The 14,804-nt window shown below is 38.6% G+C and carries 16 protein-coding genes; 12 read left to right on the top strand and 4 right to left on the bottom strand.

Annotated elements, in window-relative coordinates; all coding sequences use genetic code 11:
- Positions 1–227: 227 nt before the first annotated feature.
- The 10 genes from leuA to ACN19N_RS02205 all read left to right on the top strand — a co-directional run bounded on the left by leuA (position 228) and on the right by ACN19N_RS02205 (position 9,712).
- The gene (gene leuA / locus ACN19N_RS02250; protein WP_420001882.1) at positions 228–1,925 is read left to right on the top strand and encodes a 2-isopropylmalate synthase; all 1,698 of its coding nucleotides are present in this window, start codon (positions 228–230) and stop codon (positions 1,923–1,925) included.
- Between the two features lie 103 nt (positions 1,926–2,028).
- A complete protein-coding gene (gene metX / locus ACN19N_RS02245; protein WP_269229551.1) occupies positions 2,029–3,189 on the top strand; it encodes a homoserine O-succinyltransferase MetX in 1,161 nt (386 codons plus the stop codon).
- Entirely contained in the window at positions 3,189–3,782 is a 594-nt protein-coding gene (gene metW / locus ACN19N_RS02240; RefSeq protein WP_004909236.1) for a methionine biosynthesis protein MetW, read from the top strand. The genes metX and metW overlap by 1 nt, the downstream gene beginning before the upstream one ends.
- Entirely contained in the window at positions 3,779–4,366 is a 588-nt protein-coding gene (locus tag ACN19N_RS02235) for a tetratricopeptide repeat protein (protein WP_269229549.1), read from the top strand. Before metW ends, ACN19N_RS02235 begins: the two co-directional genes overlap by 4 nt.
- A 74-nt stretch (positions 4,367–4,440) precedes the next feature.
- Positions 4,441–5,145: an endonuclease/exonuclease/phosphatase family protein gene (locus ACN19N_RS02230; RefSeq protein ID WP_269229548.1), complete on the top strand. Its 705-nt coding sequence runs from the start codon at positions 4,441–4,443 to the stop codon at positions 5,143–5,145.
- Between the two features lie 99 nt (positions 5,146–5,244).
- On the top strand, positions 5,245–5,868 hold the full coding sequence (gene rdgB, locus ACN19N_RS02225) for an RdgB/HAM1 family non-canonical purine NTP pyrophosphatase (RefSeq protein ID WP_420001881.1): 624 nt from the start codon (positions 5,245–5,247) through the stop codon (positions 5,866–5,868).
- Between the two features lie 241 nt (positions 5,869–6,109).
- Positions 6,110–6,325: a Sec-independent protein translocase subunit TatA gene (locus ACN19N_RS02220; RefSeq protein ID WP_004660425.1), complete on the top strand. Its 216-nt coding sequence runs from the start codon at positions 6,110–6,112 to the stop codon at positions 6,323–6,325.
- 12 nt (positions 6,326–6,337) lie between these two features.
- Positions 6,338–6,778, top strand: a complete 441-nt coding sequence (tatB, locus tag ACN19N_RS02215) for a Sec-independent protein translocase protein TatB (RefSeq protein WP_420001880.1) — start codon at positions 6,338–6,340, stop codon at positions 6,776–6,778.
- Positions 6,775–7,542, top strand: a complete 768-nt coding sequence (gene tatC / locus ACN19N_RS02210) for a twin-arginine translocase subunit TatC (RefSeq protein WP_420001879.1) — start codon at positions 6,775–6,777, stop codon at positions 7,540–7,542. The genes tatB and tatC overlap by 4 nt, the downstream gene beginning before the upstream one ends.
- 181 nt (positions 7,543–7,723) lie before the next feature.
- Positions 7,724–9,712 (top strand): PhoX family protein, encoded by a 1,989-nt coding sequence (locus tag ACN19N_RS02205; protein WP_420001878.1) that lies wholly within the window; start codon positions 7,724–7,726, stop codon positions 9,710–9,712.
- A 40-nt stretch (positions 9,713–9,752) separates the two neighbouring features.
- Here ACN19N_RS02205 and ACN19N_RS02200 read toward each other — a convergent pair whose 3' ends face one another.
- Positions 9,753–10,535 carry an NRDE family protein gene (locus ACN19N_RS02200; RefSeq protein WP_420002348.1) on the bottom strand — a complete coding sequence of 261 codons (783 nt, stop codon included), beginning with the start codon at positions 10,533–10,535 and terminating at the stop codon, positions 9,753–9,755.
- Between the two features lie 106 nt (positions 10,536–10,641).
- Here ACN19N_RS02200 and lgt point away from each other — a divergent pair, with 106 nt between their 5' ends.
- Complete coding sequence (lgt, locus tag ACN19N_RS02195) at positions 10,642–11,454, top strand: prolipoprotein diacylglyceryl transferase (protein WP_420001877.1); 813 nt, start codon at positions 10,642–10,644, stop codon at positions 11,452–11,454.
- A 32-nt stretch (positions 11,455–11,486) separates the two neighbouring features.
- Here lgt and wrbA read toward each other — a convergent pair whose 3' ends face one another.
- On the bottom strand, positions 11,487–12,086 hold the full coding sequence (wrbA, locus tag ACN19N_RS02190; RefSeq protein WP_420001876.1) for an NAD(P)H:quinone oxidoreductase: 600 nt from the start codon (positions 12,084–12,086) through the stop codon (positions 11,487–11,489).
- A 112-nt stretch (positions 12,087–12,198) separates the two neighbouring features.
- Here wrbA and ACN19N_RS02185 point away from each other — a divergent pair, with 112 nt between their 5' ends.
- The gene (locus tag ACN19N_RS02185; protein WP_420001875.1) at positions 12,199–13,449 is read left to right on the top strand and encodes a YihY family inner membrane protein; all 1,251 of its coding nucleotides are present in this window, start codon (positions 12,199–12,201) and stop codon (positions 13,447–13,449) included.
- 96 nt (positions 13,450–13,545) lie between these two features.
- On the opposite strand, the gene ACN19N_RS02180 is transcribed toward ACN19N_RS02185, so the two are convergent.
- Positions 13,546–14,187, bottom strand: coding sequence for a fumarylacetoacetate hydrolase family protein (locus ACN19N_RS02180; protein ID WP_420001874.1), 642 nt, complete (start codon positions 14,185–14,187; stop codon positions 13,546–13,548).
- Positions 14,188–14,220: 33 nt separating this feature from the next.
- Positions 14,221–14,718: a YcxB family protein gene (locus tag ACN19N_RS02175; RefSeq protein ID WP_004660401.1), complete on the bottom strand. Its 498-nt coding sequence runs from the start codon at positions 14,716–14,718 to the stop codon at positions 14,221–14,223.
- Positions 14,719–14,804: the final 86 nt, after the last annotated feature.

Genomic DNA, 14,804 nt, shown 5'->3' with positions numbered 1-14,804 from the left:
TTTGAACGGTAGATGATGAAAACAAGTGATGATTTTAGCCATCCGTCTGATATAAAACTACTCACTGCTCTCCTGATGCTGCGCCTCGCGCGCGTATAAATTTTTACCTAGATTTTAGGTACTCAATACATATTCTCTTTAAATTGATTCTTATAGACACCATATATATTCGTAGCACGTTGCATTTATTTTGAAGCAGCAACCATGCTACAACAAGGAGTTATCTCATGATGTTGGCTGACCCAAGCAAAAAATACCGCCGTATGTATCAACGAGTGGATTTACCAGATCGTCAATGGCCAAATAACGAAATTAACCAAGCACCGATTTGGATGAGCACCGATCTTCGTGATGGTAACCAAGCGATTTTTGAGCCAATGGATATGGATCAAAAATTAAAAATGTTCCACATGTTGGTTAAAATCGGCTTCAAACATATTGAAATTGGTTTCCCTTCAGCATCTCAAATTGACTTTGACTTTACTCGTAAGTTAATTGAAGAAGATTTGATTCCAGAAGATGTGTACATCGAAGTTTTGGTTCAAGCTCGAGATCATTTAATTGCGCGTACTTTTGAAGCTTTAGTTGATGCTAAACGTGCGATCGTGCATATCTACAATTCAAACTCACCAACATTCCGTCAAAAAGTGTTGAATGTAGATGCAAACGGCGCAAAGCAACTTGCCATTAATGCAGCAAATAAAGTTAAAGAATACGCAGCGCAATACCCTGCAACCGACTGGATTTTCCAGTACAGTCCAGAGTGTTTTTCTGCAACAGAATTAGAAGTTGCCAAAGATGTCTGTGATGCGGTCACGGAAATTTGGGAAGCATCTCCAACCAATAAGGTGATCTTAAACTTGCCTGCAACGGTTGAGGTTTCAACGCCAAATGTCTATGCCGATCAAATCGAATGGATGCACCGTAACTTGGCACGTCGTGATGGCGTGATTATCTCAGTTCACTGTCACAATGACCGTGGTTGTGGTATCGCAGCCTCTGAATTAGCAATCATGGCAGGTGCTGACCGTGTTGAAGGTTGCGTGTTTGGTAATGGTGAACGTACAGGTAACGTCGACGTTGCGGCAATTGCCTTGAATATGTATACCCAAGGTGTCGCGCCAAACTTAGACTTCTCCAATATCAATGAAATCATTGCAACTGTTGAAGAATGTACAGGTTTACCAGTTCACCCTCGTCATCCATACGCAGGTGATTTAGTCTTTACCGCATTCTCTGGTTCACACCAAGATGCGATTAAAAAAGGCTTCGAATTCCAGAAAAATGAAGAGATCTGGGATATGCCGTACTTACCAATCGACCCGAAAGACTTGGGTCGTGACTATGATGCAGTGATTCGTGTCAACAGCCAATCTGGTAAAGGTGGTATTGCATACTTATTAGAATCGAATTACAACGTTGCTTTACCACGCCGAGTACAAATCGAGTTCAGCCAAATCGTACAGCAACATACTGATGAAAACGGTACAGAAATCAGTGCACATGAAATCTGGACCTTATTCCAAAATACCTATGTGGATGTGAAAAATAGCCATTATCAAACCAAGCATTATCAATTATCCGATATTAATGGCACACAAATCATTGAATTAGATATTGAAATTGATGGTGAAGTACAACGTTTACGCGGTGAAGGTAACGGTCCAATTTCGGCGATGCTCGATGCGTTACAATTGCCAATTGATGTCTTAAACTATGAAGAGCGCAGTATCAGTTCTGGGGCAAATGCCAAAGCACTTGCGTTGATTGAGCTTCAAGTTAAAGGCACAGGTAAGAGCGCATTTGGTGCAGGGATTCATGACAACATTGTCACCTCATCCATTGAAGCGATTATTGCATGTACCAATCGTTTAATAGAGCAAGGTGTACTGACAACTGAGCAAGTTGCTGCTGCGGCAGTTTAAGCAAAGCTGAGTTGTAATATCAGAAAAAATGACTTTTGAAAGGATACCTGAATTGGTATCCTTTTATTATTGATCAAAGATTTATACAAGGCGAATCATTCCAGTGTCTTTTCCATCGGATTCAGTGGGTTTAGTCACACCACAAAAATTTCAATTTGAGCAACCATTAGAGCTTGAATGTGGGCGTATCCTGCCACGTTTTGATTTGATGGTTGAAACCTATGGAACACTTAATGCAGATAAATCCAATGCAATCTTAATTTGCCATGCATTATCTGGGCATCATCATGCTGCGGGTTATCATCATGCAGATGATAAAAAAGCAGGTTGGTGGGATAGCTGTATTGGTCCAGGAAAAGCCATTGACACCAATCACTTCTTTATTGTTTCTTTAAATAATATTGGTGGCTGTAATGGTTCAACAGGACCGACCTCACCTAACCCTGAAAATGAAAACCGACCGTATGGCCCAGATTTTCCATTAGTCACAGTTCGTGACTGGGTCAAAACCCAAGCCATGTTATCTGATCGTCTTGGAATTGATGCTTGGTTTGCCGTGATTGGTGGTTCTTTAGGTGGCATGCAAGCACTACAATGGTCATTGGACTATGCTGATCGTTTAAAAAAATGTGTCATTATCGCCAGTGCACCAAAATTATCAGCTCAAAATATTGCCTTTAATGAAGTTGCTCGCCAATCGATTCTGTCTGACCCAGATTTTCATCATGGTCGTTATTTAGAAAATGATAGCTATCCAAAACGTGGTTTGATTTTGGCGCGCATGGTCGGACATATCACCTATTTGTCTGAAGAAGCCATGAAACAGAAATTTGGTCGCGATTTAAAATCGGGCAAATTTATGTATGGTTTTGATGTTGAATTCCAAGTCGAAAGTTATTTGCGTTACCAAGGCGAACAATTTAGCCGTAATTTTGATGCAAATACCTACTTGATTATGACCAAGGCATTGGATTACTTTGATCCCTCTCGTGAATATGAACATTCTCTGACGAAGGCAATGAGTCAACCGAAGTGCCAATTTTTGGTGGTTTCATTTACCACTGACTGGCGTTTTAGCCCAAGTCGTTCACAAGAATTAGTTGATGCTTTAATTGATAATCATAAGCCCGTCAGTTACTTAGATATTGATGCGGAACAAGGTCATGATTCGTTCTTATTCCCTATCCCACTCTATGTGAAAACATTAAGAGCATTTTTAGGTGGAGAACAACAGTTGCAAGCTACACCGCAGGAGCAGCACTAATGCGAATAGATCAACGACTCGCTGAAAAATGGATCAGCCCGAACTCTAGCGTATTGGACTTAGGCTGTGGTGATGGCGAATTGCTTGCTCATATGAGCAAACAGCACAATATTCGTGCTTATGGCTTAGAAATCGATCAAGAAAAGATTGCAATTGCCATCAGTCGGGGGTTAAATATTATTCAACAAGACTTAAACCTTGGTTTAAGCCGTTTTGCCGACCAATCTTTTGATTCTGTGGTCATGGCACAAGCTTTGCAAGCAGTAGATGCACCCGATGTATTATTACGGGATATGGTGCGTGTTGGTAAACAGGCAATTATTACCTTTCCAAACTTTGCGTATTGGAAGACTCGTTCTTTTCTTGCATTAAAAGGTAAAATGCCTGTTTCGGAAGCTTTACCCTATATGTGGTATAACACCCCGAATATTCATTTATGTACTTTCCGTGACTTTGAAGCCTTATGTGCTGAGAACGGAATTAAAATTATTAATCGACTTGCCGTTAATGGTGACCAACAAGGTAGTGTGCTCAGTAAGCATATGCCGAACCTATTTGGTGAAGTCGCAATTTATCGAGTGAGCGCTCTATGAAAAAGACATTAATCAGCACATTTTTATTTGGTCTGATCAGTATACAAGCGCACGCTGACTATGTTGCTCAACCACAATCTGTGGCAACACAGGCAGCGCGATATTCAGTCATGAGTATCAGTGAATTACAAAGCGCAGCGAAGTCTGGTCAAGCTGGGGCACAATTTTATTTAGCAACGCGTTACCAATTTGGTAAAGACGTTGCGAAAGATGAAAAACAAGCTTTTTCTTTATTTAAGGCGGCAGCAGATCAAGGTTTATCTGCTGCACAGTTAAATGTCGGTCGTATGTATGCAGATGGCATCGGTACGAAGAAAGATGAAGTTTTAGCACGCAAATATTTCGAGAAAGCAGCAAGCAATGGTGATAACCGTGCGAGTTTCAATCTTGCGATGATGGAAGAACAGAAGAAAAACTTTGTTGGTGCTTATCAGTGGTATGAGCTTTCAACTCGTGATGGCATGCTTGATACGAAAGTCATTAGTCTTTCTGAAGGTAAGAAAACTGCTTTGGCTGCTAACCTGACTCAAGATCAAATCCGTACCGCACGTGACCGTGCTGATAAATGGATTCAAGCGCAGTAATCTTGCTTAGATCTATTGAGTGATTTTAAAAACCGACTTGTAAGAGTCGGTTTTTTATTTAAGGAAATGAGAGTTTGAAAATATTAACATGGAATTGCAACGGGGCGTTTAGAAAGAAAATCGAGTTTCTTCAACAAATTGAAGCAGACATCTACATCATTCAAGAATGTGAAAATCAACAACAGTCCAAAGGTGCTTATGAAGCATGGTTACCAAATTTAATTTGGAAAGGTAATAATAAAAATAAAGGATTAGGAGTCTTTGCTAGAGAAGACTATAAATTAGAGCAATTGTATTGGGAAGATTTCGAGTTAGAATTATTTTTACCAATAAGAGTTAATGATAATTTCCAGCTCTTAGCTGCTTGGACTAAATATGCCAATTCCCCTACATTTCAATATATTGGGCAACTTTGGAAATATTTACAATTACATGAAGAGCTAATAAAAGTACAACCTACCCTTATTTGTGGCGATTTAAATAGTAACGCTCAATGGGATGTATGGGATCGCTGGTGGAATCACAGTGATGTAGTAAATCAATTACGAGCAATGAATATTCATAGCCTTTACCATGAGTTATCAAATGAAGAGCAGGGAAAAGAGACACTTCCTACATTTTACATGAATAGAAATCATGAAAAAAACTATCATATTGACTACTTATTTTGTCATCGTAATTTATTCTCTAAGAACAACTCATCTTTTAAAAGTTTCGATAAATATGAATGGCTTAACTACAGCGATCATATTCCTCTACTTTTTGAAATTAATATCTAGACTTGTTGAACATTTACCGAAAATAAATAGTGACTCTCTACCCTATTCTATAAAAACACCCTAAAATTCTACTCAATCTAAGCGAATTTAAAATTTTATATGTCTACTCCATCATGGCTCAACCAAGGCAGCCTTGTGCTTGCAAGTAACAATAAAGGCAAAGTTGCTGAATTTACCCATCTTTTTGAGCAACTCAATCTTCCTGTTGAAATCATTCCTCAAGGCAAACTAGATATTGAAGATGCCATCGAAGATGGTCTCAGCTTTGTTGAAAATGCCATTATCAAAGCACGCCATGCATCTAAACTTTCTGGTAAACCTGCGCTAGCAGATGACTCTGGATTGTGTGTCCCGATCTTAGGTGGTGCACCAGGCATCTACTCTGCACGCTATGCAGGCGAACATGGCAATGATGCAGCCAACAACCAAAAATTATTGGCGGATCTTGCACCTTTACGTAAAGATGGCGAAGCAATTGAAGGTATGTTTGTATGCGTATTAGCACTTGTCACACATGCAGAAGACCCTCTTCCACAAATCTTTCAAGGTATTTGGAAAGGTGAAATATTAGAATCGGCTCGTGGCGAAAATGGTTTTGGCTATGATCCTTTGTTTTGGCTACCAGAATTGAATGTTTCGAGTGCCGAACTAAGCAAAGCTGACAAAAATAAAATCAGTCATCGTGGTCAAGCAATGCAGCTATTTAAAGCAAGTTTGGTCTAAAAGTAGCTTGCCTTAGCTAAAACCTAGGGCAAGTGATTTAAATTAAGATTGAATAAAAATACTCTCTTGTTAGCAAATAACACCTCACAATATTAAGCATTGATTACAAACCAAAAAGTAAAAAAATCCATTCACCAATACTAATTCTTACAACTATTTGTCGCAAAATTGAAATATAAGTGTCACATTTTTGTCATGCCAAACTGTTGAGATATAACCAAAGTTATATAGGAATAGAATTATGGCTGGTTTATCAATTTGGCACGTCGTTATTTTTGCAATTGTGGTGATTTTACTATTCGGTACATCAAAGCTTAAAAATTTAGGCAAAGATGTTGGCGGTGCTGTTAAAGATTTCAAAAAGTCTATTAAAGAAGATGAAGTTGCTGCGCCACTCAATGAGCCTCGTACCATTGATGCTCAAGTTAAAAATGCTGAAAGCTCAGTAAAAAGCTAAGCGAGCGGAATTATGCTGAACTTGGGAATGACTGAGATTTTTTGCTTTGCAGTAATTGCATTATTGGTTCTCGGTCCTGATAAATTACCTGAAGCTGCTCGATTTGTAGCAAAATGGTATGGGAAAATTAAAAAATTTATCAACAATATTCAGAACGAAATTGATCGAGAGCTCCGTCTTTCTGAGTTCCGCGAAGAAATGCAAAAAGAAATTGAAAAAATCACTGAGCTTGAACGTCGGCTACAAAAACAATTAGATGAATTGAAAACTCAAAATCATGAGGTAGAGACTGAGCAAGCAGTAACTAAATCTCAAAATTCGATTCGCTATGTGCCATATCACTCAAGTTCTATTATTCCTTTTTGTGTTCAATACCAAAAATCGTCTGTGATTGGTATGGAAGCATACCCATCGTTGAATCAGTTTGATAACGAATTAAAGATTGCCGTATGAGCCAATTATCATCAACTTCAGTCAGTACTGAAGAAACCCTACAACAAATGCCGGTCATGCAGCATTTAATCGTACTTCGCCAATATCTTTTTAAGATTGTTGGTGTAACAATTTTTCTGTTTTTTTGTTTATTACCGTTTAGAAATCAAACCTATCAATGGCTGTCTGAACCATTGAGACAACAATTACCCGCAACATCAACCATGATTGCGACGGATGTCACAGCTACCTTTATGGCACCGTTTAAACTCAATTTATTCGTCGCATTTATGCTGGCAATGCCCTATATCATTTATCAAATTTGGTCATTTATAAAACCTGCGCTATATGAAAAAGAACGACATTTAGCGATTCCTTTGCTATTTGGCAGCATTCTTTTATTCTACTTAGGTGTCGCATTTGCCTATTTCATTACCCTACCTGCTATTTTGCATTTCTTTATTAGCGTGTCTCCTGAAACTGTTGCACCTATGACAGATATCAACAGTTATTTAGGCTTTTGTTTAAAGCTATTTTTAGTATTCGGTTTTACCTTTGAGATTCCAATTATCACTTTGGTTTTAATTTTGATTGGTGTTGTGAATACCGAAACTTTAATCGCCAAGCGCCGCTTTATTATTGTTGGATGTTTTTTTGTTGCAATGTTTGTTACTCCGCCTGATGCATTATCCATGATTATGCTAGCTGTTCCGATGTGGATGCTATTTGAAATCGGTTTACTTTTTGGAAAAATATTAGAAAAGCGTAAAGCAGTTTCAGAATAATAATATCCCTATTCAATCCCTGAATAAGCTCAGGGATTTTTGTATTTAAATTTATATTTTTTATATATTTATAAAAATTAAATTGTCTTCAAACTGCCTTAAAAGTGTCAAAAAATTGTCATCTATCAAACATAAAATCAATCTAGATTTATTTACCATTTATTAAAGATACGGATTTATTATGACAGCCAATACAAATCAGCCAAGTCGTCGTGATATTTTAAAGTGGTTCGCGGGTGTTCCGTTTTTACCACTAGGGGCAATGGGCACAGCAGCAGCTTTAGCAGGTTGCAATGATAATAACGATACTAACGTTACGCCAACCGTACCTGCTGCAAAATTTAAAAATGCAAAATTTACACCGATGGCGGCACCTTCAACTGTACCAGAGATGGCGACAACTTCAGTTAAATCTGCTTTGACGATTACGTGGGATGATAATACAACCACAGAGTACAAATTGGGTTATCAGGAGTTTTTCCGTACTGGCATGCAAGTTGATAATATCGATGGTGGAAAAATCATTGCAGGTAGTTATTATGATATTAATAACCAACCGATTAAAGATACTTCTGTAGTCGGTCAAGAACGCCAATTCTTCTCTGACTCTCCAGATGGTTCATCACTGATTCATATTAAAGGCGCAAATGTAGCGGGTGTATCAAACCCAGTTTTCCATGTGGTGCAGTTTGAATACACCACCAAAAACTTAGCTAAGCAAAACATGTATGGTAAATTACCGTCACCAATTGCAGTATTAACATTAGATCAAGATCAAAAAACTGGACACTTGGCATTGAAAAAATACTTCAATGTCGATATGTCGAAAGTTCATGGTCTATGGATCACCTGTGGTGCTAGCCTTTCTCCTTGGAATACTCACCTTTCAAGTGAAGAATATGAGCCTGATGCATTTGACCAAATCGGTTCAGATCTCGCAATGCTCAAAGCATATAGTAAAAATCTATATGGCAATGAAAATACTGCAAATGCCTATAACTATGGTCATTTGCCAGAAATTATTCTTGATGGTAAAGGTCGTGCTCAGGCTGTGAAGCATTATTGTCTAGGTCGTATCTCACATGAACTGATTCAAGTCATGCCAGACAACCGCACTGTAATCATGGGTGACGATTACACTAACGGTGGTTTCTTCATGTTTATTGCAGACAAAGAAAAAGACTTATCTGCTGGAACATTATATGTTGCGAAATACACATCAGAATTGAATGAGACCTCAACAGCAGCAATCAAATGGATCAAATTAGGTCATACTGATAGTAAGACCATCGAAGACCTCGTGAATGTTCGAGGAATCAAATCTGAAAACATTATGGAAAGTTTAACGGTAGCTCCTGCTGATTTAACAGGTTATACCAAGATTGTGTTAGATGGAAAGTCGCTTTGGGTTAAACTCAAAGAAGCCAACAATGGCTTTAGCAAAGCTGAGATTGAGCTTGCTGCTGCATTCCTAGAAACACATCGATATGCTGCCCTAAAAGGCGGTAGTATGGCTTTCACAAAGATGGAAGGCACTACCGTAAATATTAAAGATAAAGTTGCTTACTCTGCACTTGCCAATATTCAAGAATCAATGATTGGTGGCAATGCAGCTTGGGTTGAATCACATAATGTTAAGTTTAAGAGCACGCTCAAAGCAGGTGGTGTCCTTGGACATGACCTCAAAGGTAGCCAAGTTGATCATCTTAACAATGTGATCAATAGTGAATGGACACCTTACCAAAGCCGTATGGTTCTTATGGGTAAAGATATTACTGTAGATAGCTTAGGTAACACGGCAGATCCAAATAATATTGCAAGCCCAGACAATTTAAAATTCTCTGAAACTTTACGCACATTATTCATCGGTGAAGACAGTGGTAACCATACCAATAACTTCCTCTGGGCATATAACGTTGATACTAAGTCTTTAGATCGTATCCTCTCTACTCCAGCAGGTGCTGAATCAACAGGCTTACATGCAGTTGACTCTGTAAATGGTTGGACATATATCATGAGTAATTTCCAACATCCTGGAGATAGCTCAAAACTTTCTGCTGAATTAAAAGCAAAAGTTTTAGAAAACTATAATGGTGGTTATAGTGCATGTGTTGGCTATATCACAGCCGATGTTTTACCATCGGTTGAAAAGAAAACCTCTGCCAAATAAATTTGGTTGGTAAAAAATACCGACAGCCTTGTCGGTATTTTTATTTCAACAGATCAACTTGCATTTCGATAACACGACCCTGCTGCTCACCTTGTTGAGACTTCTCTAACCATTGCCAGTGCTCAGATGTCATTCTCAGAAAATTAGAACATCGTGTTCCATAAATTGGGCTTTGAATAAAAGTTGAAGATAATAATTCTTCCATGTCCACACTAATCCCTGTATCCGGCAACAAATCTGGAATAATTTTTCGTTCATCTTCCAAAATATCCCAGACTGAATATTGCAAATCAGATTCTGTAATCGTTGATTGTTGCAACATTGGTAAAAATTCTTGTGTAAAGCGTTTACGTAAATGTTTGGTTTTCTCCCAATCTTCTGACATTAAACCGTTGGAAACAACATAAACACCATTGGCTAAGACTTGTGGTGCTTCCCCCCGATTACTCATATAAACCGCTTGCTCTCGATCACCGATAAACAAATTAAAACCAGCGTAGTCTTGTTGTTGCTGCTCTAATTGTTGTGCAAAACGAATGGGGGCTAAATCACTTTCTAAAAAAGACTGAATTAAATGCCCACGTGAAGTTGAGTATTGGTTTTTATCTCTTCCATTTCGAAAATTAGTCACGATTGCCCAACGCCCAGACTCAGTGACTCCCATCCATGCCCCACCTGACTGTAAATCTTGCCCAGCAATTATCGAACTGTCATCCCATCGATGTAAAACAGCACTTGGTCGATGATAAAATTCATCACGATTTGAAATTAAACACAACGGCATATCATCAAGAACATGCCATGCAAAAGCGACAATACACATTAATTCTGTTCTCACATCTTTACACATTGAATGTACAACATTTTTCACATCATTCCGCTACAATCTGCTCAAAACTTAATTTCAAATTCTAAATTGAGGAACAGCAATGCTGACCTATCCAAATATTGATCCAGTTGCGCTGAGCTTGGGACCAGTTAAAGTGCATTGGTACGGACTCATGTATCTCTTGGCATTTTTATGCGCTTGGGGCTTAGCCTCTTATCGTGCTAAACAACGTGATGGTTGGGCTGCCGATATGGTCTCCGATCTGGTGTTTTATGGCGCTCTAGGCGTAGTACTTGGGGGTCGTATTGGCTATGTTTTATTTTATGAGTTTGGCAAATTCTTAGAAAACCCACTTTGGTTATTCCAAGTCTGGACAGGTGGGATGAGCTTCCACGGCGGTTTCTTGGGTGTCATGATCGCAATGTTATTCTGGTGTAAGAAATATCAGAAAACATGGTTTCAAACCTTGGACTTTATTGCGCCATGTGTACCGACAGGTTTGATGTTTGGTCGTATCGGTAACTTTATTGGTGGTGAATTGTATGGCCGTCAAGTTCAAGACCCTAGCTATCCATTTGGTATGATTTTTCCAACCGATCCATTGGGCTTAGTTCGCCATCCATCGCAAATTTACCAAGCACTTTGTGAAGGTCTGATTCTATTTATCATACTTTGGTGGTTTAGCGCTAAACCTCGTCCTCGTATGGCGGTTTCAGCATTATTCTTGATGGGCTACGGAGTTGCACGTTTCTTCATGGAGTTCTTCCGTCAGCCCGATGCAGATCAAGGTTTTATTCTATTCGGTTGGATGACTAAAGGTCAGATTCTCACTGTACCAATGTTACTGATTGGACTGTGGATGATGTGGTATGCCTATCAGAAAAAAATCTACGATTGGCAAATTAAAAAATAAAACAATGGGAGCAAATGCTCCCATTTTTAGATCTAAACTTTTCCTAACAACGCTTTTACGACATCACCTAAACGTTTACCTTGCGCTTCGCATAATACTTTTTCATCTACACTCAAATTTTGATCATGACGAGGGCCACTGACATGGCTTGCCCCATACGGCGTACCGCCTGTTTTAGTATTCGACAAAGCTGGAATTGAGTTGGGCAATCCCATGATGAACATACCATGATGGAACAATGGCGGTAACATGCTAAGCAAGGTACTTTCCTGCCCGCCATGCATCGAGCCAGAAGAAGTAAAAACACATGCTGGTTTATTATGCAAAGCACCATTCAACCATAAACTCGTCGTTTGATCCCAAAAATATTTCATCTCGCTCGCCATATTACCAAAGCGAGTAGGTGAACCAAGTGCTAAACCTGAGCAATACGTCAAATCATCTAAAGTACAATAAATATCGCCATCTGCTGGAATGCTTGGCTCTGCTTGCGTCACGACAGTTGAGAGATTAGGAACAGTTCGAATACGAGCTGTCATGCCAGAAGATTCAATTCCATCGGCAATTAAATGTGCCATTTCTCGAGTTGAACCATATTTACTGTAATAAAGAACAAGAACGTAAGGTTGCATCACTTTAATGAATTTTGTTAAAAAGAACACTATACGACATTTTTCATCTTTTGAGCTGTAGTCAATCCTGTGCTTACACAGGATTTTATTAAAAATAACTAGGATAGAACCCATGATCTTAAATCGTTATCTAAGAAAACTGCCTTTTTTAGAAAAAACATGGTTTCAATTTATTGTATTTGTGTTACGACGTTTCGAAGCCGATCGCTGTAGAGAACAAGCAGGTGGTTTGACCTACACTACGCTCTTTGCCGTTGTTCCGATGCTGACTGTTTTCTTAGTCATTATCTCTTCAATTAAAGCCTTAGAGCCTGCTCGACAACAACTACAGCAATTGATTTACAGTAATTTTTTACCAAAAAGTACCATTGCCTTTGACAAAGCATTGAACGCATTTACAGATAAATCCAGTAATCTCACCATTATTGGTGTGCTATTTCTGTTTGTGACCACCGTGCTTATGCTTACTTCAATCGAAAATGTCTTTAATCGTATTTGGCGTGTCAAAGAAACTCGGGCAGGTCTTGTTGGCTTTATGCGTTATTGGACGATTATTTCTCTAGGTCCAATTATTCTAGGCAGTGCTTTTGTCCTCTCGTCCACTGTCGCTTCAATGAATATTCTCAGTAATAACTTTGCGGGTTATCAATTAGATGGCTCTTTCCTTTTATGGCTTATTTCATTTCTACTTACAATTGTTGGCTTTTTCATTCTTTACTGGACCATCCCTAATCGTAGCGTCCCTATTCTTTCCGCTGTTATTGCTGCATGTTTTAGCGCAACAGTATTTGAAATACTAAAACGCTTCTTTGGTTGGGTGATGAGTAATTTCACCAGTTATGAAATTGTGTATGGTGCTTTTGCTGCTGTTCCAATTTTCCTCCTTTGGATTTATTTGTCTTGGAACATTATCTTATTAGGTGTAGAAGTGAGTTATGCATTAACTGCTTTTCATTCAGATAAGGAGCAAAAACGTCATCCTATTTTGATGCTATTGGACATATTAGAGTTGTTTTATAAAAAGCAACAAATTGGAGAAAGTGTCAGTGAACAAGAACTACTTGGGATTATTGGACGCGGTGAATTAGGACGCTTACCTGCATATATCTTACATTTAGAAAAACAGAACTTAGTCAAACGTACAGACAATGATGAGTATGTATTGGCTAGAAATCTTGCGCAAGTCGATTTCTGGAGCTTTTTTACAGCTCTTCCTTACCCCTTACCATTACGTCATGATGTGGCCAATATCCATCAAGATGATGAATGGATAGAGCGTTTAGGGCCATCCCTCATCGAGAGTAATGATTATTTAGCTGCAAAACTTTCGATTCCACTTTCAACGATCTTTGAACAGAAGTAAAAAGAAAGACCTCAACTGAGGTCTTTTCTTTATTTACTATCTCGCTCATACGAAATTAGGTAGAAGCTATTTATTAACAGCACTTGTTCTTAATCATTATGCTTGAACAAACGTATCCCAATCATATTCTCCTGATTGGGTTATTAGTTTCATGGTTAATTGATCATTTGAATGTAATGCACCGACGCCAGCAGGCGTACCCGTCATAATGACATCACCCGCTTCCAAACTAAATGACTGATTAATTTCAACCAATAATGCACCAATATCAAAAATCATGTCTTGGCTAAAACCATGTTGGCGTTCAACGCCATTAATCATTAAAACAAGCTCTAACTCTTGTAAATCGCCAATTTCATCTGCTTCAACCCAGTCTGCCAAGATACATGCGCCGTCAAAAGCTTTTGCTCGTTCCCAAGGCTGTCCTTTCACTTTTAAGTCATTCTGCAAATCACGTAAAGTTAAATCCAACCCTAAAGTCACAGCACCAATCGCTTCTAAAGCTTTGCTTGGATCGGTTTCCTGCGATAATGGATGTGCGATTTGCAAACAAATTTCACATTCAAAATGGCATTCACCTAAAGCCTGATTCCAATAGATACCTTGAGCTAAGCTACTCAAACTACTCAGTGGCTTGATAAATAAAATTGGGCGATCAGGAATTGCATTACCTAGTTCTTTCGCATGTTCAGCATAATTTCTGCCTACACACACAATTTTTGACGGACGTGCGCTCATAAAAGCTCCTTGTTCCTTAAATCGCGAATGAAGTTATTTTTTAAAACTGTTTTCAAATTTGGTTTGATCTGCTGGATCAGTGAATGAACGCTTCGGAACAATAATGACGGTATGGTTTTTCAACTCCAACATGTAAGTCAGTTTACCTATTGCAAAAGATTGTACCTCTGCATACTGCGCTGTTTGCTTTTTACCTGTGGCATAAAGTTCAAAATGATCTTGATAAAGGTCAATTCCCTGCTCACTTTTTCCAAATTGGTAGCGGACAAACTGACGTTTAAACAACATCGGTAACAACCAATAGCGCATCAATCCTTGCATAATCAGAAAAAAAGCACCCAATGCAACGTAATAACGCCCTACATCTGAGAAACCTAAATAGATTCCCCAACCAATAATTGCAATACTAATAACAGGTGTTAGAAAACGACTAAAGGTCTTTTTACCAAAAGTGACAAGAGCAAAACCATCTTGTGATTCTTCTAAATTAAGATAATAGCGCACAGATACAGTTGGACGTTGTTCAGACATTTTTGATTTCTAAGATTTGAAAAAACTCATCTATTAGAACATAAATGACTTGAGCGTAAATCAGATTTATAGCGATTTTATACAAA

The sequence above is a fragment of the Acinetobacter sp. LF10 genome (genome assembly GCF_048585715.1).
Classification (GTDB): domain Bacteria; phylum Pseudomonadota; class Gammaproteobacteria; order Pseudomonadales; family Moraxellaceae; genus Acinetobacter.
Note: the sequence above shows the minus strand (reverse complement) of the source record. Positions and strands in the feature narration are given on the sequence as shown.

Excerpts from the sequence above, each read along its gene's own strand:
- ACN19N_RS02175 (WP_004660401.1), bottom strand. The coding sequence starts at position 14,718 with ATGTCTGAACAACGTCCAACTGTATCTGTGCGCTATTATCTTAATTTA.
- tatC (WP_420001879.1), top strand. The coding sequence starts at position 6,775 with ATGAGCCAATTATCATCAACTTCAGTCAGTACTGAAGAAACCCTACAA.
- metW (WP_004909236.1), top strand. The coding sequence starts at position 3,189 with ATGCGAATAGATCAACGACTCGCTGAAAAATGGATCAGCCCGAACTCT.
- lgt (WP_420001877.1), top strand. The coding sequence starts at position 10,642 with ATGCTGACCTATCCAAATATTGATCCAGTTGCGCTGAGCTTGGGACCA.
- wrbA (WP_420001876.1), bottom strand. The coding sequence starts at position 12,086 with ATGCAACCTTACGTTCTTGTTCTTTATTACAGTAAATATGGTTCAACT.
- tatB (WP_420001880.1), top strand. The coding sequence starts at position 6,338 with ATGCTGAACTTGGGAATGACTGAGATTTTTTGCTTTGCAGTAATTGCA.
- ACN19N_RS02185 (WP_420001875.1), top strand. The coding sequence starts at position 12,199 with ATGATCTTAAATCGTTATCTAAGAAAACTGCCTTTTTTAGAAAAAACA.
- ACN19N_RS02235 (WP_269229549.1), top strand. The coding sequence starts at position 3,779 with ATGAAAAAGACATTAATCAGCACATTTTTATTTGGTCTGATCAGTATA.
- ACN19N_RS02180 (WP_420001874.1), bottom strand. The coding sequence starts at position 14,187 with ATGAGCGCACGTCCGTCAAAAATTGTGTGTGTAGGCAGAAATTATGCT.
- leuA (WP_420001882.1), top strand. The coding sequence starts at position 228 with ATGATGTTGGCTGACCCAAGCAAAAAATACCGCCGTATGTATCAACGA.
- rdgB (WP_420001881.1), top strand. The coding sequence starts at position 5,245 with ATGTCTACTCCATCATGGCTCAACCAAGGCAGCCTTGTGCTTGCAAGT.
- ACN19N_RS02200 (WP_420002348.1), bottom strand. The coding sequence starts at position 10,535 with ATGTGTATTGTCGCTTTTGCATGGCATGTTCTTGATGATATGCCGTTG.
- ACN19N_RS02220 (WP_004660425.1), top strand. The coding sequence starts at position 6,110 with ATGGCTGGTTTATCAATTTGGCACGTCGTTATTTTTGCAATTGTGGTG.
- ACN19N_RS02205 (WP_420001878.1), top strand. The coding sequence starts at position 7,724 with ATGACAGCCAATACAAATCAGCCAAGTCGTCGTGATATTTTAAAGTGG.